This window comes from Pauljensenia sp. 27098_8_83, assembly GCF_041432695.1.
Taxonomy (GTDB): Bacteria; Actinomycetota; Actinomycetes; order Actinomycetales; family Actinomycetaceae; genus Pauljensenia.
This window is the reverse complement of record NZ_JAPWAD010000019.1, coordinates 24,585-49,728: the sequence shown is the minus strand read 5'-3', so window position 1 is coordinate 49,728 and position 25,144 is coordinate 24,585. Positions and strand designations below refer to the sequence as shown.

Here is a 25,144-nt window from a genome sequence, read left to right as displayed (position 1 = left end):
CGAGCGCGCGCCGCATCGGTGCGTTGTCTTCGTGGGTGTCGCAACGCAGATAGTCTGCATGCTCCGCTGCAAAGCTGAAAATCGCCCGAGCGACGCCGTGCCCGCGCACTGCCGCCACGCGGTGAATGACGTGGTACTCAGCCTCGGAATGCCATGCGCCGTCAATCTCGGCATAGGTCTCATCCGGTCCTGGAATGAAAGAAAAGACGCCGAGCGGGCCAGCCTCATCCGTTACTAGGAAACAGTGTCCGTGCGCGATGTCTTCCTCGGCGTCAATCCGGCCCGGATACCCGTCGGGCCACTGAGTCGCATTCCCATTCGCATGCATGAACGCCCGGGCGTGCTCATACGCGCCCTCGATGAACTCGAGGTCAGCCAGGGCAGCACTACGAATCCGCATGCCTCAATGATAGGTCGCGTCGGCAGCGTGCTTGCCCGCCGCGCGTCGCGCCCGATGGGTGGCAGCGCGGGCTAGGCGCGCGTGAAACGCCTATGAAACGCGTGTGAAACCGAAGAGGCCGACGCTGGCGGCTCGTGAAACGCGCGTGAAACCGTGGCGGCACCCGACCAAGCGGCAACCCCGCCCGCAACAACTCAACAACACCCCTCAACCCCGTGGCATCTCCCCCAAACGGCGCCCCTGCCTCGTTCGCGGGTATGAACCTGGCTAGACTGACCCCTATGACTGAAAACGCGCAGCTTGTTGTGACCCTGTCCTGCCCGGACCGCCCCGGCATCGTGCATGCCGTGACCGGCGTGATCGGTGAGTCCGGCGGCAATGTCATCCAGTCCCAGCAGTTCGGCGATCCCGACACGGGCACCTTCTTTATGCGCGTCGAGGTCGACTCGCCGCGGGGCCGCGCGCCCATCGACGAGGGTCTGGCCGCCGTCGCCGAAGAATTTAACGCCACCTACCGCGTCGACGACCTGGGCCGTAAGCTGCGCACGATCATCATGGTCTCCCGCGAGGGGCACTGCCTCACCGACCTCCTGTACCGCCAGCAAACCCAGGGCCTGCCCATCGACGTCATCGCGGTCGTTGGCAATCACCCGGACCTGGCACCCGTCGCCCAGTTCTACGGCGTCCCCTTCCTGAACATTCCCGTCACGAAGGACACGAAGGCCCAGGCGGAGCGCCAGCTCCTCGACCTCATCGCCTCCGAAAAGGTTGAGCTCGTCGTCCTGGCCCGCTACATGCAGATCCTCTCCGACGAGGTCTGCCGCGCCATGCAGGGCCGCGTCATCAACATCCACCACTCGTTCCTGCCGTCCTTCAAGGGTGCGCGCCCTTACGCGCAGGCCCACGATCGCGGCGTCAAGCTGATCGGCGCGACCGCCCACTACGTGACCGCCGACCTGGACGAGGGGCCGATCATCGAGCAGGACGTCACCCGCGTCTCCCACGCCGACTCGACGCCGGACATGGTGGCGCTCGGCCAGGACGTGGAGCGCCGCGTCCTCGCGCAGGCCGTCCGCTTCCATGCGGAGCGCCGCGTCCTCATGAACGGCAACCGAACGGTCGTCTTCTCCCGCTGAGTCCCTCTCGTGCGCGCAGCAACGAGGCAGGGGCGCGGTCTGTGCGCGCGCAGAGCCTGACCGCCCGACCTGCGCGTGGGGAGTGTGGCACCTCGCTGGCCTGTCGCACCCTGTAACAAGACAACATGCGGCCATCTGGTCATATTTGTGCGACAAATCGGGCTCAGAGGGGCTGTCTTGTCACTTGGTGGGCAACGCTGAGACGTGATCTTTCGGTCATTTAGTGGGTAAGCGTCGCATTGACCGCCTGATAAATGGCACACTTATTACGTGGACGAAACGACTCAGCATCGCACCCCCATCACCGGCTACGTGCCCGGGGGTTTTGACATGTTCCATCAGGGGCACCTCAACATCCTGCGCGCCGCGCGTGAGCGCTGCGATCGCCTCGTCGTCGGCGTGACCTCGGACGAGGCCCTCATCCGCATGAAGGGCCGCGCCCCCGTCATCCCGCTCAAGGAGCGTTGCGACCTCGTGTCGTCGCTGCGTTTCGTGGACGCGGTTGTCGTTGACCTGGACCAGGACAAGCGCCTCGCTTGGCGCCTCCAGCCTTTCGATGTCCTCTTCAAGGGTGACGACTGGAAGGGCACCCCGAAGGGCGCTCAGCTTGAGGCCGAAATGGCCGAGGTGGGCGCGCGCGTCGTCTACCTGCCGTACACGCCGTCGACGTCGTCGACGAAGCTGCGCCGCTTCATCGCGCCCGAGGACTTCTCTGACGAGGCCCCGGTGCAGGATGCGGATAAGGCGCCGGAAGGAGAGCAGCAGTGAGTCTGCCCGTCGTGCTTGAGCCGGGTTCCTCCTGGGGGACTCGATTTAGTGCGTATCGAAGCGCGCTCGCCGCCGCCCAGAAGCCGGGCGCGGGCGTTCCCGCGTACATGCGCTGGGTCAACCGCGGTGCGGCGCGGGTCGTGGCCGCCGCGTGCGCGGCTTTCGGCTGGACCCCGAACTTCGTCAGTTTCATCTCCGTGTGCTTCTCGACGGTGGGCCTTATCGTTCTCGTCGCGCTTGAGCCCGCGTGGTGGACGGGCCTCATCGTGGGTACGGCCCTCGCGGTCGGCTTCATGTTCGACTCCGCGGACGGCCAGGTCTCGCGCGTCACGGGTGCGTCCTCGAAGACGGGGGAGTGGGTGGATCACGTCGCCGACGCGTTCCGTTCCCCGGCGATCCACTTCTGCACCGCCGCCGCGGTCATGATCTACCGTCCCGAGTCGTGGTGGCTGGCCGTCGTCGCACTCGTCTACGGCTGGGTGACGTCGGGTCAGTTCATGAGCCAGATCCTCGCCGAGCAGTTTGTGCGCGCGGCGGGCCGCAAGCAGACGCGCGGCGGGAACCTGCGTTCCTTCGTGCTGCTGCCCACCGACCCGGGTGTGCTGTGCTGGTCCTTCGCGGCGTGGGGCTTCGGCGTGCCTTTCATGGTGCTCTACACGTTCCTCGCCGTCATCGCGGTCGCGCACTCCTCGATCTCGTTGCGTCGCCGCTTCCGCGACCTGCGCGCCCTGGACGCGGCCGCCAAGCAGGAGGCCAAGCAGAACGCCCAACAGGCCGCCAAGCAGGGGGAGTCCCGTGCCTGAGCTGTCCGTCCTGCTGCCCGCGCGCAACGCCGCGGGTACGATCACGCGCGCCGTGGCCTCGACCCTGGCGGCTATGCCGCGCGACGCCGAGCTGGTCGTCGGCAACGACTCGTCGTCTGATTCGACGGTCGGCGAGGCCATCCGCGGCGCGTCGCGCAGGGGAGTGGTCGATCCGCGCCTGCGCATCGAGGACATCACGCCGGGCGAGGGGGGCGTGTCCCGCGTCCTGACCCAGTTGATGGAGCGCACCGACTCGCGCCTCGTCGGCCGCATGGACGCCGACGACGTATCCCTCAAGGGCCGCTTCAAGCGCACGACGGCCGCCATCGAGCGCGGCGACGACATGGTCTTCACGCAGATGATCGAGCTGCGCGGCTCCCGCCCGGTGCCTCGTATGCCTTACGAGATCACGCCCGAGGACATGGGCTGGCACCTGCTGCTCACCAACCCCGTGTGCCACCCGACCATGCTGGCCACCCGCGAGATCATGGACCGCGTCGGCGGCTACCGCAGCGTTCCCGCCGAGGACTACGACCTGTGGATGCGCGTGGCGTCTGTGGGCGGTCGCATCCGCCGCATTGCGCCCTGGGGTCTGCTCTACCGCATCCACCCGGGCCAGGTCACGGGAAACGCCTCGTGGCGCTCGGATTCGTGGAAGAACCCCGAGCAAGCCCAGGCCTTCGCCGACCTGTCGCGGTCTCTGACGGGCCAGGAGCTGCCGCGCCTGGTCTCGCTCGTTTCGCTTCCTCGCGAACAGGCCGAGCGTGAGCTCGACCGATTCGTGCAGGTCTACACTCAGGGGGTCGCGTCTCGACCCGCACAGTCCCGCCGCGCTCTGGAGCGCAGGCTGAATGCGCGCGCCGCGTGGGTGCGCTCTCACCTCCAAGGAGAACAGTCATGATCCTTACCCCTCCGCCCACGGGCGGCCAGCAGATCCTCCGTCACGCCCTGGCGCGCCGCTGGAGGTCGATTGCTGCGGGGACCGCGGCTGGTTTGGTTCTCGGCGTCGCCGCTGCCTTCGGCATTCCCTCAACGCACACGGCGACGGTGTCGATGACCGTTACCTCTCCGACCATCACTCCTGCCCCCGCCGTGCGCGCCTCCCTGTCGAATACGACGGACATGGTCACCGAGCAGGGCATCGCGAAGTCTGCGACGGTCCTGGATGCGGCGGCTGAGAAGCTCGGCGGCGGCGTGACCGCTTCCGAGCTGCGCTCCAACATGGACGTGTCGGGCGACACGAATGGCACGATCGTGAAGATCGAGTATTCGGCGCCGACCCGCGCCGAGGCCGTCGCGGCCGCGGACGCGATCGCCGAGTTCTACCTGCAGCAGCGCACAGCCCTCGTCGAGCAGCGCGCCGACGAGATGGCCGCCGCCGCGAACGAGGACATCGCCGCCCTGGAGGCCGAGCTGGGGACCCTGCAGCCCACCGTCGACGAGGACGGCAAGGTGACGGAGGACCCGCGCGCCGACGAGGTGACGAAGGAGATCAACAAGCTCAAGGAGCAGGTCGCCCAGCTGGAGCCGTACCACGCCAGCGCCGGCCTCGTGATTACGAGCGCTGACGCCTCGAGCGACACGGTGGAGCCCTCCAAGGCTCGCCTCATCCTGATTTTCACCGTCGTCGGCGTCTTCGCCGGCCTCGTGCTGGTGCTCCTGCGCGAGACGCGCGCCCGCTCGCTGGCCTCGCCCACGCAGCTGGCCGACCTGACGGCTCTGCCCGTGTGGAGCGCCGAGGAGGGCACGCCTGAGCCGTGGCTCGCCCCCACCCGCATGCTTGCGATGGCGATCGACCGTGACCACTGGGTCGACCTGATCGTCGACGCATCTGACCCGCAGGCGCGTGACCTGCACCGCGTCCTGTCCGCCTCGCTGGCCGAGACCCGCGTGCCCGCGCCGCGCCTCATCGACATTAAGCAGCCGCTAGCCTCTCTGCTGGACGAGGTCCGCCCCTCTCGCCACGTGCTCGTCGCCGTGCGCAAGGGTCATGACCTCAAGGATCTGCACGCCCTCCTCGACGAGCTGGCCATCATCAACCGCGAGGTGAACGGCATGATCTACCTGGGTGACCAGGTGGTCGCGTCCACCGGCTCCGCTCCCGCGGCTCCCGCTCGCCCGGCCGAGGTCATCGTCCCCGTGGACCAGGCTGTGACTGAGACCGTCAACCGGGTCCCGGCTCGGGAAGCCGCCGACTCCGAGAAGGCATCCGTCGAGTCCACTCCGACAAAGGAAACGGAAGACACCGCCGAGTCCAAGAAGTCGGGCAGCAAGGGTGCGACTTCCTCGAAGAAGGGGACAAAGTGAGCGCCGAGGAGACCACCGTGGCCGACACAAAGGCGGCCTCCATCTGGCACGTTGACCGCACCGCGCGCGTCTCCCAGCTGATTTCGGGCGACCCGTCGGATCCGCGAGCGCTCGTGCTCGTGCGCGATAACGGCCGTAACTCGGCGTTCGTGGAGATTGACGGCACGGACCATCCGGAGACTGATCCGCGTGTCCTCGAGGTCGAAGCGGCTCCCGCTCGCGGCTGGGAAGAGGGCGCGGGCGCTGACGTGGACGCGACTGTCGTCATGTGCACGGTCGGCTCCTGCGACATGCTCGAGGACGCGGTGCGCGCCATCCTCGCGCAGGATCATCAGCGTTTCACGCTGGTTGTTGTCGATAATGCGCCGGAGACGGGCCTGACCCGCGAGAAGCTCGCGGGCATCGAGGACACGCGCCTGACCATCGTGTCGGCGTCGCGTCCTGGCCTGTCGCGCGCCCGCAACCGCGGCGTGCTCGCGGCTCGCGGCGAGGTCATCGTCTTCACGGACGACGACGCGATCGTCGACCCGCATTGGCTGACCGCCATGATCGACCCGTTCACGGCCTCGCCGTACGTGGCCGCGACGACGGGTATCGCCCTGCCCTTGGAGCAGCGTTACGCGCCCCAGCGGTGGTTCGAGTCGCGCGGCGGCTTCCCCAAGGACATGTCCCCGCGCGTGTGGTGCGTCGGCGATATTCCCGAGGGCCTGGAAGCCCTGGGCGAGAAGGGTGACGGCGGCCCGCTGTTCCCGATCACGACCGCCCGCGTGGGTGCTGGCGTGTGCATGGCGATGCGCCGCGACGTCCTCATGGAGGTTGGCCCCTTTGACCCGGCTCTGGGCGCTGGCACCTCGACGCGCGGCGGCGAGGACCTCGACATGTTCGCGCGCATCCTGGCCACGGGTGACGTCATCGTTCATACGCCCGACGCGCTCGTGCACCATCGTCACCGCGTCGACGAGGCCGGCCTGGACAAGCAGATTCGAGGCAACGGCTCCGGCATGGCTGCCCTCCTGACGAAGGCGATCATCGCGAAGCCCTCCGTGCTCGCTACCCTGGCGACCCGAGTGCCCGGCATCCTCAAGCGCGTCAAGCCCGGAGGTGCCCGCGTCGCCGGCACCGACGAGGACGTGCCCGGCTCGCTCACCACCTCCGAGATCAAGGGATTCCTCGAGGGCCCCTTCCTGTACCTGTCCTCGCGCAAGCGCAACAAGCTCGGTGCCCCGCGTCAAGACCAGCAGGCGGGTGCGCAGGAGAGTGCAACCCCGTCGAGCAGCGCTGAGGAGGCCCAGGCCTCGTCCGCGACTGAGACGACCGGCGAAGGGAACGGTACCGCGTGAGCCCGCGTCGAGGACTCTGGGCCAAACCCGCCCCCGCCCGCATCGGGCCGCTGAGAGAGGACGCGCAGGACCTACCTGCGTGGCCTTTCGTCGTGGCTTATTCGGCGTACTTCCTGTGGTGGGTGCTCGGCTCCGGTGACCTGATGTGGCCGCTGTTCGCGACCGTCATGCTCGTGTTCATGATCGGTCGTCACGGCCTGCGCTTCCCGCCTGGAACCATCCTGTGGGTGTTTTTCCTGGCGTGGGTGCTGGCCTCGATGACGATGCTGGATACGGGTGGGCGCGTGATCGGCGCGTTCTACCGTTTCTTGCTGGAGCTGTCGCCCGGTGTCTTCGCGGTCTACGCGTTCAACGCGCGCAAGTCCCTGAGCGTGCGCACGATCGTCGGCACGATGTGGGGCTTCCTGGCTTCGACCACCATTGGCGGCTTCATCGCCATGGCGGCTCCGACGCTGCGCTTCAAGACGCTCATGTACTACCTGGTGCCGCGCGCCCTGCACTCCAACGACTTCGTCAAGGAGTTCACGAAGCGCGCGACCACCCAGTGGAACCCGTCGTCCTGGATCCTCTCCGACCCGCGCCCGTCCGCCCCCTTCATCTATTCGAACACGTATGGCAACGTCTATTCGCTGATTTTCCCGCTCGCGCTCATTTTCGCCTACGTGCTGTGGCGCGAGCGCAACAAGTGGCGTGTCGTCGTGGCCGCCGTGTGCGCCCTGTCGGTCATCCCGGCCGCGGCGACGCTCAACCGCGGCATGTACATCGGCCTCATCGTCATCGTCGTGTGGGTGGGATTCCAGCGCCTGCGCGCGGGTGCCTGGCGGACCGTCCTGGGCATTATCGCGGCGATCGGCGTGGGCGTGGGCGCGTGGCTGGCGACCCCGGCCTCGCAGTCGCTCCTCGAGCGCGTCGCGGCCTCCTCCTCGACGGAGGACCGCGCCTCTAACTACCTGGAGACCCTGTACGAGCTCCAGCAGTCCCCGCTCCTGGGCTTCGGTGCCCCGCGTCCCTCGGCCTCGCCGTGGCTGCCCTCTCTGGGCACGCAGGGTCAGTTCTGGACGGTCATCTTCTCCTACGGCCTGGTCGGCCTGGCCCTGTTCCTCGCCTTCTTCCTGCGCATGGTCCCGCGCATCTGGCGCGCCACGGACGTGTACGGCTCAATCCTGGGCGGCATCATCCTGGCGACCCTGGTCGAGCAGTTCTACTACGGCATGAACACGGGTCTCATGATCTCCGTCGTGGCGGTCGCGCTCCTGTCGCGCCACCTGGAGGAGGAAAACGACCCGATCAAGCGCGCCCAGGCCGAACGCGAGGGCGTCGCGAGCACCGGCGGCGTCGCGGGAACCGTCCGCGCCGAGCGCGCCGTGCGCATGGGGCAATGGACAAGCCCCGCCGCGAACGACGGGGCTTTTGCCACTGCGATGCTTGAGCGACTCAACAAGTCGGGTCGTCGGGGAACGAGAAACCGGACAGCTTCCACGCGCCGCCGTCGTTCACAAACTCAAAATAGGTGAGGGCGCGGGTCATGGTCGTGTCGTCCGTCAGCGCAGTGCCCGCGTCGTTGAGGACGCGAACGTTAGAAGAGTCGACGCACGCCGAGACCGTAATGTTTCCCGCCCCGTCATCGCTGATGATGTGGACGTCCTCAAGGGTGGGCGTTCCCGTGGCGTGGGTGCCGTCCCTGGTCCACTCGAGGGCCTGCGCGTCGAACTCCTCCAGCGCGGAAGCGGTGAGCACGGAGGACAGGTCGGTCGCGCGCGCCTGCGCGGGGTCCGCGTATGCGTCCCACAGGGTATTCATGACGAAGCTGGCCTGCCCGGCGGCCTCAGAATCCGTGGCCAGCGAGCCGGACGCATTGGCCGGGCCGCCCGACTGCGGAGCGATGGTCTTGGGAACGGACTGCGGAATGTCCGACTGTGCCCCGTCGTCGGGGCTTTGCGCGCCGGAGGCAGCGGAGGCCGCCGCGTCGGTGTCGGACGAACCCGTCAGGCGCAGGAAGCCAACGATGACGAGCGCGATGATCAGCAAAATGGCGGCTGCCAGCAGAATCTTCTTGCGAGCAGGGGAGAGCGAATTGATGAAGTCCATGTGTATCCCATCGGTCGGTTATAGAGAAAGGCTACCGCGCGGTAGCGGGAAGGTTAATCATGAGTGAGGCAAATCAAGCCAGGCGTTCCCTCGCGCGCGGGGGCATCGTCGGCTTCGTCGGAGCGGCCGCCTCGGCGGTCCTAGGCTTCGCATTCACGATCATCCTCTCGCGCATGCTGGGTGCGCAGGGTGCGGGCATCGTCACCCAGGCGACGGGCGTCTTCGCGATCGTCATGGCTCTGGCCAAGGTGGGCCTCGACTCCACCGCAATCTACCTGATGCCTCGCCTCTCCCTGGACGCGCCCGAGGAGATCCGCGCGACCCTGTCCTTCATGGCCTCCATGACGGTGGGCGTGTCCACCGTGTGCGTCCTCATTCTCGAGGCCGTGGCTCCCTTGATCTGGAACGCTGACGTCGCCGCATCCACCCGAGCGGTGCTCTGGTTCGTGCCGATCGGTGCTCTCACCCTGGTTGCCTCCGCCGCCCTGCGGGCGCTCGGCAACATGCGCGAGTACGTCCTCGTCCAAAACCTGCTCCTGCCCGGCCTGCGCCCCCTCCTCGTCGCGCTCGCTGCCGCGTTCACCGGGTCCCTGGCCTTCGTGTCGGTCGCGTGGGCGCTGCCCTTCGTCGTCGTCCTGGTGGCCTCGTGGTGGCTCCTGCTGCGCCACATGCCCTCGGCCGCGGACTCCGTGGGGCGCTGGCCGAGTGCGCGCCGCCGCCGCCAGGTCATCTCCTTTGCCCTGCCTCGAACCCTCACCGCCGGCCTCGAGCAGGCGCTGCAATGGCTGGACGTCCTCCTCGTCGGCCTCCTCGCGGGGGACGCGGCCTCGGGTATCTACGGCGGCGCGATCCGCTTCATCCAGGCAGGTATGGTCGTCGACACGGCCCTGCGCGTTGTCGTCTCCCCGCAGTTCTCTAAGCTCCTCCACCAGGGCAAGACCAAGGAACTGCGCGACCTGTACAGCACCGCCTCGATCTGGCTCGTCCTGTTCGCCGCCCCCATCTACGCGCTCATGGCGATCTACGCGCCCGCGCTCATGCGCATCCTCGGCGACGGCTTCGCCCCCGGTGCGAACGTCCTCGTCGTGCTGTGCATCGGCTCCATCGTCACTTTCATGGCGGGAAATATTCACTCACTGCTCATCATGAGCGGCCGCTCGGGGTGGGCGGCAATCAACAAGGTCGTGGTCCTCACGCTCAACGTTGTGGGTAACATCATCTTTATTCCTCGTGGAGGAATGGTGGCTGCGGCCATCGTGTGGGCCGCGTGCATGGTGCTTGACGCGGCCATGGCAACCGTTCAGGTCTCGCGTTTTATCGGTGTGACACCCAAATTGTCGGAAGTGGTCAAGCCTATCCTTGTCGTGGGCGTGTCCGCAGTGATTCCGGGCGGGTGTATAGCGTGGTGGCTCGGGCGCGATTCCTTCGTTGCGACCGTCGTGGGTTCTGCCCTCTCAATCCTCGCTTTTGCTTGTGTTTGCTGGGCGTTCAGGGATCGTCTTCACCTCTCGGGACTTGGGTCCTTAGCGAGGAGTTGTCGGGGCTGACAATGGGGCGCGTGATGCACCTGTGAAAGTGGGTCTTGACCACCCGGTTGATCTAACAGGGATTGTTGTGTAATTATTTATGCAACAAGTTCCCGTTATCTCCGAAAGGTCGTGTCATGGCTTCCGTGCTTTCGCGCCTTGCAATCCTTGCAACCGCGCCGATTGTCGCCTGCGCTTCCCTCGCACTCGCTCCGATGGCACAGGCTGTTGGTGCAGGTCAAGGGGATTCTGCACCCGGTCAGGCTGCCGTTCATGATGGTCTGAGTGCCGCCACCGCCGCAGCGTCGTGCTGGGATATTAAACAGCGGAATCCCGAGGCAACGGACGGAGCCTACTGGCTCCAGACTCCCGCGATGGATCACCCCGAACAGTTCTTTTGTGACCAAACGACAGATGGTGGCGGTTGGGTCATGGTCGGCCGCGGCCGCGAAGGATGGGAATCCTGGAGCGGCGGCAAGGGTGATCCCGCGAAGCTGACCTCCCGCTCGCGTACCCCGGGTGACTTCGATGTCGTTCAGCTGTCCAACAAGGCCATCACCGAGCTGCTCAACAACGAGCCGGTCAAGGACCAGGCTGACGGCGTGCGCGTCATGCGTTCCTGGAGCGCGTCGGGCCGCTACTACCAGACGGTCGACCTGCAGTTCCCGAAGATGACGGACTTCGTGTGGCCCTTCAAGATGGCCCACCCGATCAACATTCAGCTCGATAAGGGTGGTTGGCGCCCCGGCGTCATGTGGAGCCAGACCGGCTACGACAATGAGTGGAACGGCCTGCAGACCTACCCGAGCGCCCGCACGACGGGGTGGCTGATGGGGTGGGGCTACGGCGCACAGGCCTCTAACTGGGGCGGCGACGTTTCCTCCGCCAACTCCTATTTCCGCAAGTCCGGCCTGACGGTCTTCCCCTACGCCGAGGTCTACGTGCGTCCGCGCATCTCCTCGGACTCGTCCTCCTTCACTCGCATCCCCGACGAGGGTATGAGTGGCTCCACCGTCTCTGGAGCGGTCTCCAACTTCGCCGCGAAGACCTCGTGGGGCGTGAGCGGTAACCTCAACGGTTCCGTGAAGGAAGGCAGCATCCAGGTGCAGGCGCTCGCTCAGGTCGGTTCCACCATGTACGTGGGCGGCAACTTCACCGGCGTCAAGCAGGGCGACAAGGGCGCGGAGATCTCCTCGCGTGGCCTCGCCGCCTTCGACGTGAACACCGGCGACTTCACCGGCCAGACCTTCGACTTTAACGCCCAGGTCAAGGCCCTCCTGGCTCTGCCCGATGGTCGACTCCTCGTCGGCGGCGACTTCACCCGCGTCAACGGCGAGACCCACGTTGGTACCGTCGTCATCAACCCCTCAACCGGCCAGATCGACCCCTCCTGGGACCTGCAGATCGTCAACGCGCTGCGCGGCGGTTCTGTGAGCGTGCGCGCCCTGACCTACTACGACGGCAACGTCTACCTGGGTGGCTCCTTCACCCACCTCTCGGGTGGCGGCAGCTCCAAGGTCTACGCCCGTAACGCCGGACGCGTCTCCCTGAGCTCGCGCCCCGATCGCTCGTGGAACCCTGAGATCAGCGGCTCCGTCCAGGCAGTCGGCGTCTCCGAAGCCAACAGCGCCTTCTACGCGGGCGGCCACTTCACCACCGCGCACGGCAACCAGCGCGCCTGGTACGCAGCCAAGTTCTCCACGCAGGCCGGTGCTGCCCTCGACACGAATTTCTCCTTCGAGCCCTCGGCTCCCTCCGCGGGCAAGTATCAGCAGACCATCTCCTCGGCGGGAGACCGCGTGTACATCGGCGGATCCGAACACTCCCTGTTCGGCTACGACGCCGCCAGCAACCAGCGCCTCTCCGGTGCCATGATGTTCAGCAACGGCGGCGACCTGCAGGCCAGCACCGTCTCCGCGAAGGGCGTCATCTACGGTTCCTGCCACTGCTCGGATGCAACGTACCAGGACATGTACACCTGGTCTATGAACATGTCCTGGTCTCGCGTCGACGAGATCAAGTGGGTCGGAGCCTGGGACGCTGCCACCGGCCAGAGCCTCAAGTGGACTCCCTTCGAGCTGTCCTCGCGTCGCAAGACCGGTGCCTGGGCCCTGACCACTGACAGCAACGGCAACCTGTGGGTGGGTGGCGACTTTACCCTCTCCCACACCGACGCCACGCACACCCAGTGGAACGGCGGCTTCGCCCGCTACGACAACCGCGACAACGTCGCGCCCGACGCGCCGACCCTGCTGCGTTCCTCTGCGGCCACCGCCTCGACCGTGACCCTCACGTGGGACGGCGTCTCCGACGCGGTCTCCTACGAGGTCCTGCGCGACGATCGTCCGATCGCCACCTCCGACACCACCAGTGTTGAGGTGCCGCGCGGCGGTGAGAACCGCTTCTTCGTGCGCGCCGTGGACGCCGAGGGCAACCGCTCCGCGACCACCCCGGTCTACACCGCGCCGACCTACGGCCAGGTCGATCCCGCCAACCCCATCCTCCTCGAGGCGGGCGCCACCTGGAGCTACCGCGCCGAAGCCAGCGCCGCACCCGAGAACTGGGCCCAGACCTCGTTCGACGACTCCGCGTGGCCGACCGGCGCAGCACCCCTGGGCTACGGCGATGCTGCGATCGCGACCCAGATCGCCACCAAGGGCTCGCGCCCCGTGACGACCTACTACCGCTCGCACTTCCAGGTGGCCGACGCGAACGCCCTCAAGGGTGTGACCGTCAAGTACCTGGCCGATGATGGCGCCGTCGTCTACGTCAACGGCGTCGAGGTGGACCGCACCCGCATGGGATCCGGCACTGTCAGCTACGCGACCCGAGCCGACGCTGCGCCCAACTACGCCGCGGCCTCCTCTTCGCTCTCCGAGGTCTTCGTCCCCGCCTCCGCGCTTGAGACCGGCGACAACGTCATCGCAGTGGAAACGCACGTCAACTACCTGCGCACCCCGACCGTGTCCATGCAGGCGTCCATCGTCCGCGTGGATGGCACGCCGGAGAACAACAGCTCTGTTCCCTCCGACCACAACACTGAGTCCGACGATGCGACGAAGCCGATCAACGCGGCCACCGTCAAGTCCGGCACGGTCATCGACACCGGCGCCGAGTGGAACTACTGGACCTCCACGAACGAGCCGACCTCCGACTGGGCCACCACCGGCTCGCTCGCGAGCTGGAACCGCGGCTCCGGCCCGATCGGCTGGGGAGACGACGGCGCGGCGACCGCCCTCGACATTGCGAAGAAGGACCGCGCGGTCACGTACTACTTCGCACGCGACATCGACCTGGGCACGATCAGCGCAAACACCTCTCTGACCGTGAAGGTGCGCGCGGATGATGGTGCCGTCCTGCGGGTCAACGGCAAGGTCGTCGACACGAAACGTATGACAGATGGAAACATTACTCATACGACTTACGCGAACGCGGCCGTGAGCGCGGCCAAGGCGTCGTCCGACCTGCTTGAGGTCACCATCCCCGCGAGCCTCTTGACGAGCGGCGTCAATCGCATCGGCGTCGAGGAGCATCTCAACTACAAGGGAACGCCCTCGATGACCTTCGATCTGAACGCAACTCTCGTCAAATAGCGGAAAACCGTGCTTCTTTGCCTGTGTTTGCGAGGAGTCGTAGTTGCTGATAGTGCATCTTGACAACTCGTGAACCAGGTTGACAAGTGGAGCCCCTGCCGTGATGGTGGGGGCTCCCTTGTATGTGGTCAACCACTCCCGTTTTGCGCTAACCAAGTGGTTGAGCGGGGGCGATTAACGTGACACTATAGAAGTAACCATTTACGCAATACCTGTGAGGACCCCATGAGCTTTATGCGCCGTTGCTTGGCGCTCGGACTGGCATCAGTGACCGGTCTGGGCGTGCTTGCATTTTCTCCGGCTGCCAACGCAGCCGCCGACCCGCTTCACGACGGTCTGAGCGAGGCCACAGCAGCGGCCTCGTGCTGGGAAATCAAGCAGAATGACCCCAGTTCGAAGGACGGAACCTACTGGCTGCAAACGCCCACCATGGACGCGCCCGGTCAGTTCTTCTGTGACCAGACCACCGAGGGCGGTGGCTGGGTCATGATCGGTCGCGGCCGCGAAGGCTGGGAGACCTGGAGCCAAGGGAAGGGCGACCAGGAGAAACTCAAGACCCGCCCGCGTACGGCCGGTGACTTCGACGTCGTCCAGGCCTCGCACGAAACCGTCAACGGCCTGCTCGGCGGCACTGCGGTCTCCGACCTCGACGACGGCATCATGGTCCAGCGCGCCTGGAACCACAAGGGCAGCGCCTACCAGACCGTGCGCATGCGCTTCCCGAAGATGCGCGACTTCATCTGGCCCTTTAAGAGCGCCCACCCCGTGGACGTGAAGTTCAACCGCGAATGGTGGGTGAACGGCGGCATCGTGTGGTCTGGCTTCGGTACGAACGCCGGCTGGGGATACGTCAATCTGACTGCCTCCGCGCAAAACAAGTACACGATGGGCTGGGGCTACGGCCCCCTCGCCACGTCCTGGTACGACACCTCCTCCTCGACGTCATACTTCCACCGCAACGGATCGATCATCAACCCCTACGCCGAGGCCTACATCCGCCCGCAGCTGCGTTCCAACGACTCCGGGTTCAAAGCGATCGGTGACGGCGGCGTCGCGGCTGAGCAGCAGAAGGCATCCGCCTCCGAGTTTGCGTCCCCCATGTCCTGGGGTGTGACCGGCAACCTCAATGGTTCCATCCAGGAAGGCAACATTCAGGTCCAGGCATTCGAGCAAATCGGCTCGACTATGTACGTCGGCGGCAACTTCACCGGCGTCAAGAAGGGTAAGAACGGCCAGGAGATCGCCTCCAGTGGCCTCGCCGGATTCGACGCGACGACGGGGGAGTGGAACGGTCAGACGTTCTCCTTCAACAACCAGGTGAAGGACCTTGCTGAGCTGCCGGGCGGCAAGCTGCTCGTCGCCGGTGACTTCACGAAGGTCAACGGCGAAACCCATGTCGGCACGGTCCTCATCGATCCTGCGACCGGCCAGATCGACCCGTCGTGGACCCTCCAGGCGCGCACCGGAACCAACGGTGGCCGTGTCTCGGTGAAGTCCATCAAGATCATCAACGATCGCATCTACCTGGGTGGTATCTTCACCCACTTCCAGGGCAACGGCGCGTCGTGGACCTACGCCCGTAACGGTGCCCGTCTCGACATCAACGGCAAGCCCGACCGCACATGGAACCCCGAGTTCAATGGCTCCGTCATCGATATTGATGTCGACGAGAACGAGGACTACTACTACGCGGCCGGCTACTTCACGCGCGCCCACAACCAGGTTGTTGAAAACGCGGGCCGAGTCTCCACAGCCGCTGGCGCTGCGCTGGACTCGTCCTGGACCTTCCAGCACTCCTTCCTGATCGGCAAGTACCAGCAGACCGTTACCGCGCGCAACGGCCGCGTCTACTTCGGCGGCTCGCAGCACTCGCTCTTCGGATACAACTCCGACTCGATGACCCGCACCTCGGGTTCCATCACCATGCAGAACGGCGGAGACGTCCAGGCGAGCACCCGCTCCGCCACAGGCGTCGTATATGCCTCCTGCCACTGCTCCGACTTCGCCTTCCAGGACGCCTACCACTACCTGTCGCTGGGCACCTCCTGGACGCGTGCCGACGAGATCCAGTGGGTCGGCGGATGGGACGAGGCCACCGGCCGCCAGATCGGCTGGACCCCTTACCGTCTGGGATCCTTGCGCTCCACCGGCGCGTGGGCCCTTGAAATGGGTGACGACGGCGCGCTGTGGGCGGGCGGCGACTTCAACTACTCCTACACGTCGCTCACCTCGGGACAGTGGTCCGGTGGCTTCGTGCGCATGCCCGCACGCAATGCCACCGCCCCCGCGGTCCCCGCGAACCTGCGCGCCTCAGGCGGCAACTCCCAGCAGGTGACCCTCAAGTGGTCGAGCGTGCCCGGAGCTGCCTCCTACGAGATCCTGCGTGACGACCGCACGGTCGCCACGACCACGGACACCAGCGCGAGCGTCCCGCTGGGCGGAAACAACCGCTTCTTCGTGCGCGCCGTCGCCTCCGATGGCCTGCGCGGCGCGTCCACGCACGCGTACGTGGTTAACTCCAACGGTAAGCCCGCCCAGCCCGATGACTCCTCGCTGCTCGTGGACGAGGACGACACCTGGGCATACCACTGGTCGACTGAGCCGGTTGCCGACAACTGGGCCCAGACCTCGTACGATGATTCCTCCTGGAGCCGCGGCGCCAGCCCGATCGGCTACGGCGGCCCCGGACTCAACACGACGCTGACCCCGGGCGCGGCCAAGACCCGCCCCGTCACCACCTACGCACGCGTGAACTTCACGGTTGCTGATCCCAGCGCCATCGGTGGTGTCAACGTCGCCGTGACGGCCGATGACGGCGCCGTGGTGTACGTCAACGGCACCGAGGTCGTCCGCCAGCGCATGGCCGACGGAACTGTCGACGCCTCCACCTTCGCGTCCGCGTCCGTTTCGACGCCCGCGGCGCGAGCCGACCGACAGCTCGTCTTCGTTCCCGCGTCCTCCCTGGTCGCAGGCACGAATACGCTCGCCGTCGAAACGCACCTCAACTACCGCTCCAGCTCGTCGATGACCATCGACGGCATGGTCAAGGTCGTCGCCAAGGGCGATGAGCCCGCGCCCGCGCCTGCCCCCGACCCGGAGCCGGAGCCGCAGCCCGAGCCGCAGCCCAACCCGCCGCTCACGCCCGACCCGGACAAGCCGCTCGAGGTCCTCGACGTGTCCGCGCTGAACTTCGGACCCTTCCTGTACTCGGGCATGTACTGGAACTACTGGAACTCGAAGGAAGCGCCCGACGCCAAGTGGAACTCCACCGCCGACCTGTCCAAGTGGAAGCACGGTGCCAGCCCGCTCGGCTGGGGCGACCGCGACGCAGGCACGCCCTTCGATCTGCCCGCCAAGGACCGAGCCATCACGAACTACTTCGTCCGTGACGTCAACTTCGGAACCCTCAGCGCAGACTTCGAGGTCGTCCTCAACGTCCGCGTCGACGACGGTGCCGTGATCTACGTCAACGGCACCGAGATCCAGCGAGTCAACATGCCCGAGGGCACTATCGACGCCAACACGCGAGCCTCCTCCAACGTGGGGCTAGCCAAGGCGAAGGATAACCTCGTGCGCATCACGGTCCCGCGCAAGGTCCTCAAGGACGGCGTTAACCGCATCGCCGTCGAGGAGCACGCCAACTACGCGGGTGCCACATCCGTCACCTTCGACATGAAAGCAAGCCTGCTGAGGTGAACCCGATGACTGACCAGTCAACCCCCGCTGGCGGCCCGGAATTCCCCGAGGCCGCCGGCGAGGTCGGCACCCCTACCGACCCCGCATTCGACGCCATGGCCCAGCGCGTGCTCACCAGAGGGCACGCCACCACATGGCTGAACCACTGGTCGCTCCTACACGCCGACTTCCGTGCGCTTACGCGCATGAACACCGTCGGCTTCGATGGAACCCTGCTGCAGATGCGTCTGCGCGCGGCCGGGCACGAGGTCTCTCGCACCTCCGCCGACCTCGTCCTGCCGCATGTCTTCGACCGCCTCGACGACGGCACCCGTATCACGCTCATCGGTGCCGTTCCCGAGGCCGGCCAGGCCGCCGCCGAGCGCCTGTCACGTTTCAACGTCCAGGTCATCGACGGGTACCAGGGCCTGCGCCGCTTCAAGGCAGACCCTTCCGTGCTCACCGCCTTCGATCCGCGTCTCGTGATCGTCGGCCTGGGCGCAGGCCTGCAGGAAGTCGTCGCGTCCGTTGCGCTCGGACTCGTGCCAGAGGCCTCCGTGTGCACCGCGGGCGGGTGGATCGATCAGTACGCACGGGCAGCAGACGACTACTTCCCGGACTGGGTGCACGCCGCCCGACTCGGCTGGGCATGGCGAATCGCCCACGAACCCAAGCGCCTCACCAAGCGCTACACCGTCGAAGCCCTCGACTTCGTCGCCCACGCCCCCGAGCTTATTTCTCGGCTCGAGGCCATGGGCAGCTTCGACGATCTCGGACTCGTCGTCCGATCGCACTCCCACGCGGAGGAGTGACGTCGACGCTGTTCATGCGAAGCTGTCCATGAGGCATTTCGCGTGACTCACTGCAACGGAGGCCGGCCCTGCGGGGTCGGCCTCCGTTGCATCCACTGCTGGGCTGTTATCGATTGCTGGCGTGTGGCGGTCTCTGCTGATGCCCAGCGCTGCTTGTGTTCTGACAGGTCTCTCGTCGATGAGGGAGTCTGCGTGCACGTGGATGGATGACGAGCACGCGGATAGGTTAACCGCGCGCGGATAGGTTACGCGTATGTGGATAGCTTATTAACCTATCCGCATCGTCATAACCTATCCGCATCGTCATAACCTATCCGCATAGGGGTGGTCTATCAGTCGCGCTGCCAGTTGGCGTCAGCCGGGCATGTGCGACCACGCTCCACCAGGTGGGCGAACGTGCACGTCCGGCGAACAAAGCGGGTGGTGTAGCGCGCCCCGTGTCTCGCAGGGAGGTCATGGGCAGGTCCGTATGAACATGTGTTCCCTCAAGTGGGGGTCTCTTGCGAGCGAGCGCAATGGACGGCTTCTGACGCTGAAAAGAGCTCAGTGCGCTGGGGAATTCGTGGGGCTCAACGAGCCTCACAGTGCTCCTCCATAGATGTTTGCAAAGGGTTGTGCGGTGAACGTAGGGCCCTCAGAATGCCAAGCGCGTGCCTGACGATGTTGCATAAGAGTTGGGGATGAGTGCCTACCTGTATATAGGTGTCAAACTCCAAAGACCTGCATGACCAGTAGTTACGTGGCCGCGACGGGTGTCTATCAGTTCGCGATGAGAGAGACTGAATAGTTTGTCGGTGCCGCCAAATAAAAGTGTGGCCCGAGCCGATCGGCTCGGGCCACACCCAATCACACACGGAGAGAAAGGCTTAGTAGGCACCCTCGTGACGCAGCAGCGCGGGGATGGTCTGGAGCATGATCCACGCGTCGAGGGTCAGGGAGCGGTGCTGGGCGTAAGAGAGGTCCAGGTGGACGGTCTCGTCCCAGGAGAGGTTCGAGCGGCCGGAGATCTGCCAGAGGCCCGTGATGCCGGGACGCACGGCGAACTTGCCCATGACGCGGGGCTCATACTGAGCGACCTCGCTGGGGAGCGGGGGGCGCGGACCTACGAGCGACATGTCGCCACGCAGGACGTTGAACAGCTGGGGAAGCTCGTCGATAGAGGTCTTGCGCAGGAAGGAGCCGATGCGCGTAATACGCGGATCGTTAGCCATCTTAAACATGACAGAATTTCCTGCCGATGCGTCGGCTTCATTGGCCTCGATGAGGGAGGCCTTGAGCTCTTCGGCGTCCACTCGCATGGTGCGGAACTTAAACATGGTAAAAGTCGTTCCGTCGAGGCCCACACGCTCCTGCTTGAAGAAAGCGGGGCCGCCGTCGTTGAGGCGCACCATGAGGGCGACGATGATCCAGAGCGGTGTCAGCAGGATAATGCCGATGAGCGCAGCGAAAAAGTCGCACATGCGCTTGATCGCATTGTCGGCGGACGCGGCAAGATCCGACGCGTGCTCGAACGCGAGGGCCGTCGAAGCGGCCCGTGCAGTGGGCTTCGTCAAAGTTGTCATCTGTGCCTCTTCCTTCTACTTCCTCAAACTCAAATGCTGCATGGCGGTTAGAGCGGCGAAAACCGCTCCAGACCGGGAGAGTTACTAGGTAAATGCTCCCGACGCAACTCAGTCACCGTTAGGTGTTAACCCTAGTCTATCCATATGGTTAGCTTGGTTGCTAACCAAAGGGTTAAGTACAAGCGAAAAAACGCTGTGATTTCGTGCACCTGGCGAGTTGTGCACGTGCGATCGGAACGCGCCGTGACCGCCTGGTAGCTTGCTGACACCTTGGCAGAATGCGTAGAAATCCGCCGAGAGATAAACTGATGAGCGTGTCGTGACTGGCGAATAGGTGGGCCACCACCGGGGAGCGACGCGTCGGCATCGATAGCCGCCCGCCTGGGCTAGAGGCCACTGCCAACCATCATCGGATGATCAATAGGAGAACCCCATGGATTCCCTCAATGACATGACGCTGGCCCAGCTGGATCCTGAGATTCAGGCCGTTCTGGACTCCGAGCTCGGCCGCCAGCGTGAGACCCTCGAGATGATCGCCTCGGAGAACTTCGTTCCGCGCGCAGTCCTCGAGGCGCAGGGCTCGGTCCTCACCAACAAGTATGCCGAGGGCTACCCGGGCCGCCGCTACTACGGCGGATGCGAGTTTGTGGACGTTGCCGAGTCACTCGCCATCGAGCGTGCGAAGCAGGTCTTCGGCGGCGACTACGTCAACGTTCAGCCCCATGCGGGCGCTCAGGCTAACGCCGCCGCCCTCATGGCGATGGCGAACGTCGGTGACCCGATCCTCGGCCTGTCCCTGGCCCACGGCGGTCACCTGACCCACGGCATGCGCCTGAACTTCTCGGGCAAGCATTACAAGGCAGTCGCCTACGAGGTCGATCGTGAGACCATGCGCATCGAGCCCGAGAAGGTCCGTGAGGCGGCGCTCGCGGAGCGCCCGCGCGTGATCATCGCCGGCTGGTCGGCCTACCCGCGTCACCTCGACTTCCAGGCCTTCCGCGACATCGCGGACGAGGTTGGTGCCGCCCTCTGGGTGGATATGGCGCACTTCGCCGGCCTCGTCGCCGCGGGCCTGCACCCGAACCCCGTCCCCTTCGCCGACGTCGTCACGACGACGGTCCACAAGACCCTGGGCGGGCCTCGTTCCGGCATGATTCTGTCCTCGCGCGGCGAGCAGTGGGGCAAGAAGCTCAATACCGCCGTGTTCCCCGGCCAGCAGGGCGGCCCCCTCATGCACGTGATCGCCGCGAAGGCCATCGCCATGAAGGTCGCGCAGACCGAGGAGTTCAAGGATCGCCAGCGCCGCACCCTCGAGGGCGCGCAGATCCTCGCGGAGCGCCTGGGCGCGGATGACGCGAAGAACGCGGGTATCAAGCTGGTCACCGGCGGCACCGATGTCCACCTGGTCCTCGTCGACCTCGTCGAGTCCGAGCTCAACGGACAGCAGGCCGAGGATCTCCTGCACGAGGTCGGCATCACCGTCAACCGCAACGCCGTCCCCTTCGACCCGCGTCCGCCGGCCGTCACCTCGGGCCTGCGCATCGGCACCCCCGCCCTCGCGACGCGCGGCTTCGACGCCGAGGACTTCGCGGAGGTCGCGGACATCATCGGCACGACCCTGGCTCAGGGCGCGTCCGGCGGCAACGTTGAGGTGGATGCCCTGCGCGCCCGCGTCAAGAAGCTGACGGACAAGCACCCGCTCTACGCAGGTCTCTGATCGTGAGGGCTCCCTGGGAAGGCCCCGCAGGGGTCCTGGATGGAAAGGCGACAGCTGCTGCCATCAAGGCGGAGCTGAAGGAACGCGTCGATCGTCTGCGCGAGGCCGGGGTCGTCCCGGGCCTCGGCACGATCCTCGTGGGCGAGGACCCCGGGTCCGTCGCTTACGTCGCCGGCAAGCACCGTGACTGCGCGGAAATCGGCGCTGAGTCGATCCGCGTCGACCTGCCCGCAGATGCCACGCAGGAGCAGGTGGAGGCCGCGATTGATCAGCTCAACGCGGACCCCGCGTGCACCGGCTACATCGTGCAGCTGCCGCTGCCTCGCGGGATCGATACGAACGCCGTTCTGGAGTGCATCGACCCGGCGAAGGACGCCGATGGGCTGCACCCGATGAACCTCGGGCGGCTCGTCCTGCGGGGGTCGGGTCCCATCGATTCGCCGCTTCCGTGCACGCCGCGCGCGGTCATCGAGCTCATGGAACGCCATGGGATCGACCTGGCCGGTAAGAACGTGTGTGTCGTCGGCCGCGGCGTGACCGTGGGGCGTTCGATCGGCCTGCTGCTCATGCGCAAGGAAGTGAACGCGACCGTCGATGTGTGCCACACGGGCACGACCAACCTGGCTGATCACGTGCGTCGCGCGGACGTCATCGTGGCGGCGGCGGGATCCGCTGGGATCATCACTCGCGACATGGTGGCCCCTGGCGCCATCGTCCTCGACGTTGGCGTGAGCCGCGTGCAGGGCGAGAACGGCAAGGCTCGTCTGATGGGCGACGTTGCGGACGGCGTGGATGAGGTGGCCAGCTGGCTCAGCCCCAATCCCGGCGGCGTTGGGCCGATGACCCGGGCGCTCCTCGTGACGAACGTCGTCGAGGCGGCCGAACGTCAGGCGGGAATCAGCGCGAACTGACTCGCGGTGCACGGCCTCGGCAAACGAGGCGCGCGCGCGAACGTAACGGAGGCGCGGTGAGGATATCCATTCCTCGCCGCGCCTCCTCGTTCCTCTAGACTGGAGAAAAACTCGCGTAAGGAGAAAACGATGACCCTGACGGTGACGACCGTGAACCTCAACGGCATCCGTGCCGCCCACAAGCGCGGCTTCCTCGACTTGCTCGAGGGGAGCGACACGGACGTACTGCTCATGCAGGAGGTGCGCGCACCGGAGGAGATCTCCCGCGAGATCATGGGCGATGCCTGGGAGAGCGTGTGGGTTCCGTGCCGCATCAAGGGGCGTGCGGGCGTGGGCGTGGCTGTGCGACGCGGGCGCGCGAGCCTGGAGGGTGAGCCTCGCGTGGTCCTCGACGACTTGGAGACGGACGTGGATTCCGGTCGCTGGCTCGAGGCCATCGTGCGCCCCGAGGGTGGGGATACCCCCGTGCGGGTCGTCTCGGCCTACTTCCACTCGGGCGAGAAGGACACCCCCAAGCAGGAGGCGAAGATGGCGCACCTGCCGCGCATTGGCGCGCGCATGGCCGAGCTGCTCGCCGAGGAGGTAGCCGGGGGAATCTCCTCGCTCGTGTGCGGTGACTTTAACGTCGTGCGCTGCGAGGCGGACATCAAGAACTGGAAGCCGAACCACAACAAGCGAGCTGGCGTCCTCGACGAGGAGATCGCCTTCCTGAACCAGTGGGTGGACGAGGGGTGGCGTGACACCGTTCGTGATCTGGCTGGAGACGTGCAGGGTCCCTACTCGTGGTGGTCGTGGCGCGGCCAGGCCTTCGTGAACAACGCGGGCTGGCGCATCGATTACCAGTACGCGACGCCGGCCCTGGGGGAGCGTGCGCGCTCCTTCGAGATCGGCCGTGCCGACGAGTACGCGGAGCGCTTCTCGGATCACGCGCCGGTCTCGGTGACCTACGAGATCTGACGTTTTATCGACGAGGCCGTGGCTGGCCTGGGACTATCGGGTTCCCGGGCCGCGGCCTTTCGTGTCTGCGGGCGACCTGGTCTGTGGCCTGTGACCTGCGGTCTGTGGCCTGGTCTGTAGCCTGTGACCTGCGGTCTGTGGCCTGGTCTGTAGCCTGTGACCTGCGGTCTGTGGCCTGGTCTGTGGCCTGTGGCACCGTTTCCCAAAATTTCGCATGCAATTCAATTGTGTGAAGGTTCAACAAAGTATGAAAACGTTGCAATTCCAAGGATATAAATTCATGGTTTGAAATAGTCGTGAGGGAATTGCATGCGGAATTGGTGGGGCGGTCCCGGGGGCAATGCACATCCGGATAGGTAACGATCATCCGGATAGGTAACGAACATCCGGATAGCTTAATAACCTATCCGGATGTGCATAACCTATCCGCGTGCGCGCAACCTATCCGGATAATGCCCCGAAGATGGGGCTGTGGGTCCTGGCGGTGCTTGCAGATTGTGGTGTGGCTTGGGCTGGATACTCGCAGTAAGGAGAGCGCCGGTGTGGAGGGCGCCGGAGGGACCGGAGGGCACGGGCGGGCTTCGAGGCGCGGCGCCGAACGGAGTGAGGTCGCCAAGTCTCGCGGGCGGCCGCGGCCTTTCGCGTATGCGGTGTGCTCCTCATCTGTGGCGCACCCGTAGTCGCCACCGTCACTTGCTCCCAAAATTTCGCATGCAATTCAATTGAGTGAATGTTCAACAAAGTCTGAAAACGTTGCAATTCCAATGATGTAAATTCATAAATTGAAATAGTCATGGGGGAATTGCATGCGAAATTGGTGGGCGTCGTGCGGAAAGTGGGCAGTGAAATGGGCGGGCAGTGCACGGAAAGTGGGCGGTGAAAAGGGCGGGCGATAGCCTGGCAGGGAATCAGTGGCCGGAGGCGTCGAAGTCGAAGAGTGCCATCGAGGAATAGATCCCGGAAGGGTCGATGCGATCCAGGCGGAAGCCGGGGACGATCCACGAGGCTTCGATGGTTGCGCCGATGTCGAGAGCAAGGTCCAGGGCGATGTCGTCGACGTCCTGTGCTAGTGTGACGTGCGGGTGGTAGGGAAAGCGCGTTTCGTGATCGAGCGGGCCGGAGCGGATCTCCTCGGCGAGGTCCGTGCAGTCTGACGCTCCTTCTGCCAGCGTCATGAATGCGACGTTCGAGACTGGGCGGAAAGAATCCGTGCCGGACAGGGTGACGCGGAAGGGGGAATGCCGTGAGGCGATGGAACGTAGGTGGTCGATGACCTCGGCCCGAGCATCGCGCGCGACGGGCGTGGGGGGCATGAGAGTGATGTGCGCGGGGATGCGCGAGCCGGCCAGATCGCCGAGGCGTAGACGCAGGTCAGTGAGCTGGGTGACCCAGGGTTCCGGGATTGCGACGACGACGCCAAGCCAGTCCTGGCCGGGGAGTCGTTGGGGGAGGAACATGGGGCCTGCCTGTGTCGCGGTTGTTGTGGCTCCACTGTACCGGGGTGGTGGGGAGAGCGCGATGAGGCTGCAGCGCTTGAATGGTGTGAGGG

General features: G+C 65.6%; 18 protein-coding genes and 1 riboswitch. Of the genes, 14 read left to right on the top strand and 4 right to left on the bottom strand.

Features of this window, described 5'->3' with window-relative positions; genetic code table 11:
- Positions 1-400 (bottom strand): GNAT family acetyltransferase (locus tag O3656_RS07800; protein ID WP_500063403.1); only part of this gene is annotated, 400 nt, incomplete at its 3' end.
- 281 nt (positions 401-681) lie between these two features.
- Between O3656_RS07800 and purU the strand changes: the two genes are divergently transcribed.
- The 7 genes from purU to O3656_RS07765 all read left to right on the top strand — a co-directional run bounded on the left by purU (position 682) and on the right by O3656_RS07765 (position 8,268).
- Entirely contained in the window at positions 682-1,536 is an 855-nt protein-coding gene (gene purU, locus O3656_RS07795) for a formyltetrahydrofolate deformylase (protein WP_500063402.1), read from the top strand.
- 270 nt (positions 1,537-1,806) lie between these two features.
- Positions 1,807-2,304, top strand: coding sequence for an FAD synthase family protein (locus O3656_RS07790; RefSeq protein WP_500063401.1), 498 nt, complete (start codon positions 1,807-1,809; stop codon positions 2,302-2,304).
- Positions 2,301-3,107, top strand: coding sequence for a CDP-alcohol phosphatidyltransferase family protein (locus O3656_RS07785; RefSeq protein ID WP_500063400.1), 807 nt, complete (start codon positions 2,301-2,303; stop codon positions 3,105-3,107). The genes O3656_RS07790 and O3656_RS07785 overlap by 4 nt, the downstream gene beginning before the upstream one ends.
- Positions 3,100-4,008, top strand: a complete 909-nt coding sequence (locus O3656_RS07780; RefSeq protein ID WP_500063399.1) for a glycosyltransferase family 2 protein — start codon at positions 3,100-3,102, stop codon at positions 4,006-4,008. Before O3656_RS07785 ends, O3656_RS07780 begins: the two co-directional genes overlap by 8 nt.
- Complete coding sequence (locus O3656_RS07775) at positions 4,005-5,414, top strand: YveK family protein (protein ID WP_500063397.1); 1,410 nt, start codon at positions 4,005-4,007, stop codon at positions 5,412-5,414. The genes O3656_RS07780 and O3656_RS07775 overlap by 4 nt, the downstream gene beginning before the upstream one ends.
- Positions 5,411-6,754, top strand: a complete 1,344-nt coding sequence (locus O3656_RS07770; protein ID WP_500063395.1) for a glycosyltransferase family 2 protein — start codon at positions 5,411-5,413, stop codon at positions 6,752-6,754. The genes O3656_RS07775 and O3656_RS07770 overlap by 4 nt, the downstream gene beginning before the upstream one ends.
- The gene (locus O3656_RS07765) at positions 6,751-8,268 is read left to right on the top strand and encodes an O-antigen ligase family protein (RefSeq protein ID WP_500063394.1); all 1,518 of its coding nucleotides are present in this window, start codon (positions 6,751-6,753) and stop codon (positions 8,266-8,268) included. The genes O3656_RS07770 and O3656_RS07765 overlap by 4 nt, the downstream gene beginning before the upstream one ends.
- Here the strand turns inward: O3656_RS07765 and O3656_RS07760 are convergent.
- Positions 8,189-8,842 (bottom strand): hypothetical protein, encoded by a 654-nt coding sequence (locus O3656_RS07760; RefSeq protein ID WP_500063392.1) that lies wholly within the window; start codon positions 8,840-8,842, stop codon positions 8,189-8,191. The genes O3656_RS07765 and O3656_RS07760 overlap by 80 nt on opposite strands.
- A 59-nt stretch (positions 8,843-8,901) precedes the next feature.
- On the opposite strand from O3656_RS07760, the gene O3656_RS07755 reads away from it, so the two are divergent.
- The 4 genes from O3656_RS07755 (at position 8,902) to O3656_RS07740 (ending at position 18,448) form a co-directional block, all read left to right on the top strand.
- On the top strand, positions 8,902-10,389 hold the full coding sequence (locus O3656_RS07755) for a flippase (protein ID WP_500063391.1): 1,488 nt from the start codon (positions 8,902-8,904) through the stop codon (positions 10,387-10,389).
- A 116-nt stretch (positions 10,390-10,505) separates the two neighbouring features.
- The gene (locus O3656_RS07750) at positions 10,506-13,961 is read left to right on the top strand and encodes a fibrinogen-like YCDxxxxGGGW domain-containing protein (protein ID WP_500063389.1); all 3,456 of its coding nucleotides are present in this window, start codon (positions 10,506-10,508) and stop codon (positions 13,959-13,961) included.
- Between the two features lie 225 nt (positions 13,962-14,186).
- The gene (locus O3656_RS07745; RefSeq protein ID WP_500063388.1) at positions 14,187-17,657 is read left to right on the top strand and encodes a fibrinogen-like YCDxxxxGGGW domain-containing protein; all 3,471 of its coding nucleotides are present in this window, start codon (positions 14,187-14,189) and stop codon (positions 17,655-17,657) included.
- Positions 17,658-17,662: 5 nt separating this feature from the next.
- A complete protein-coding gene (locus O3656_RS07740; protein ID WP_500063387.1) occupies positions 17,663-18,448 on the top strand; it encodes a WecB/TagA/CpsF family glycosyltransferase in 786 nt (261 codons plus the stop codon).
- 866 nt (positions 18,449-19,314) lie between these two features.
- Here O3656_RS07740 and O3656_RS07735 read toward each other — a convergent pair.
- The gene (locus tag O3656_RS07735; protein ID WP_500063386.1) at positions 19,315-20,010 is read right to left on the bottom strand and encodes a sugar transferase; all 696 of its coding nucleotides are present in this window, start codon (positions 20,008-20,010) and stop codon (positions 19,315-19,317) included.
- A 309-nt stretch (positions 20,011-20,319) separates the two neighbouring features.
- Positions 20,320-20,404: riboswitch (ZMP/ZTP riboswitch) on the top strand.
- A 39-nt stretch (positions 20,405-20,443) separates the two neighbouring features.
- Between O3656_RS07735 and glyA the strand changes: the two genes are divergently transcribed.
- The 3 genes from glyA to O3656_RS07720 all read left to right on the top strand — a co-directional run bounded on the left by glyA (position 20,444) and on the right by O3656_RS07720 (position 23,595).
- Positions 20,444-21,727, top strand: a complete 1,284-nt coding sequence (gene glyA / locus O3656_RS07730; protein ID WP_500063385.1) for a serine hydroxymethyltransferase — start codon at positions 20,444-20,446, stop codon at positions 21,725-21,727.
- Between the two features lie 2 nt (positions 21,728-21,729).
- A complete protein-coding gene (locus O3656_RS07725; RefSeq protein ID WP_500063384.1) occupies positions 21,730-22,638 on the top strand; it encodes a bifunctional methylenetetrahydrofolate dehydrogenase/methenyltetrahydrofolate cyclohydrolase in 909 nt (302 codons plus the stop codon).
- 129 nt (positions 22,639-22,767) lie between these two features.
- Positions 22,768-23,595 (top strand): exodeoxyribonuclease III, encoded by an 828-nt coding sequence (locus tag O3656_RS07720; RefSeq protein WP_500063383.1) that lies wholly within the window; start codon positions 22,768-22,770, stop codon positions 23,593-23,595.
- A 908-nt stretch (positions 23,596-24,503) separates the two neighbouring features.
- Here the strand turns inward: O3656_RS07720 and O3656_RS07715 are convergent.
- Positions 24,504-25,052, bottom strand: coding sequence for a 2'-5' RNA ligase family protein (locus tag O3656_RS07715; protein WP_500063382.1), 549 nt, complete (start codon positions 25,050-25,052; stop codon positions 24,504-24,506).
- Positions 25,053-25,144: the final 92 nt, after the last annotated feature.

Bases quoted from the DNA above. Each gene is read 5' to 3' on its own strand.
- purU (WP_500063402.1), top strand. From the start codon at position 682: ATGACTGAAAACGCGCAGCTTGTTGTGACCCTGTCCTGCCCGGACCGC.
- O3656_RS07775 (WP_500063397.1), top strand. From the start codon at position 4,005: ATGATCCTTACCCCTCCGCCCACGGGCGGCCAGCAGATCCTCCGTCAC.
- O3656_RS07760 (WP_500063392.1), bottom strand. From the start codon at position 8,842: ATGGACTTCATCAATTCGCTCTCCCCTGCTCGCAAGAAGATTCTGCTG.
- O3656_RS07755 (WP_500063391.1), top strand. From the start codon at position 8,902: ATGAGTGAGGCAAATCAAGCCAGGCGTTCCCTCGCGCGCGGGGGCATC.
- O3656_RS07750 (WP_500063389.1), top strand. From the start codon at position 10,506: ATGGCTTCCGTGCTTTCGCGCCTTGCAATCCTTGCAACCGCGCCGATT.
- O3656_RS07745 (WP_500063388.1), top strand. From the start codon at position 14,187: ATGAGCTTTATGCGCCGTTGCTTGGCGCTCGGACTGGCATCAGTGACC.
- O3656_RS07740 (WP_500063387.1), top strand. From the start codon at position 17,663: ATGACTGACCAGTCAACCCCCGCTGGCGGCCCGGAATTCCCCGAGGCC.
- O3656_RS07735 (WP_500063386.1), bottom strand. From the start codon at position 20,010: ATGACAACTTTGACGAAGCCCACTGCACGGGCCGCTTCGACGGCCCTC.
- glyA (WP_500063385.1), top strand. From the start codon at position 20,444: ATGGATTCCCTCAATGACATGACGCTGGCCCAGCTGGATCCTGAGATT.
- O3656_RS07720 (WP_500063383.1), top strand. From the start codon at position 22,768: ATGACCCTGACGGTGACGACCGTGAACCTCAACGGCATCCGTGCCGCC.
- O3656_RS07715 (WP_500063382.1), bottom strand. From the start codon at position 25,052: ATGTTCCTCCCCCAACGACTCCCCGGCCAGGACTGGCTTGGCGTCGTC.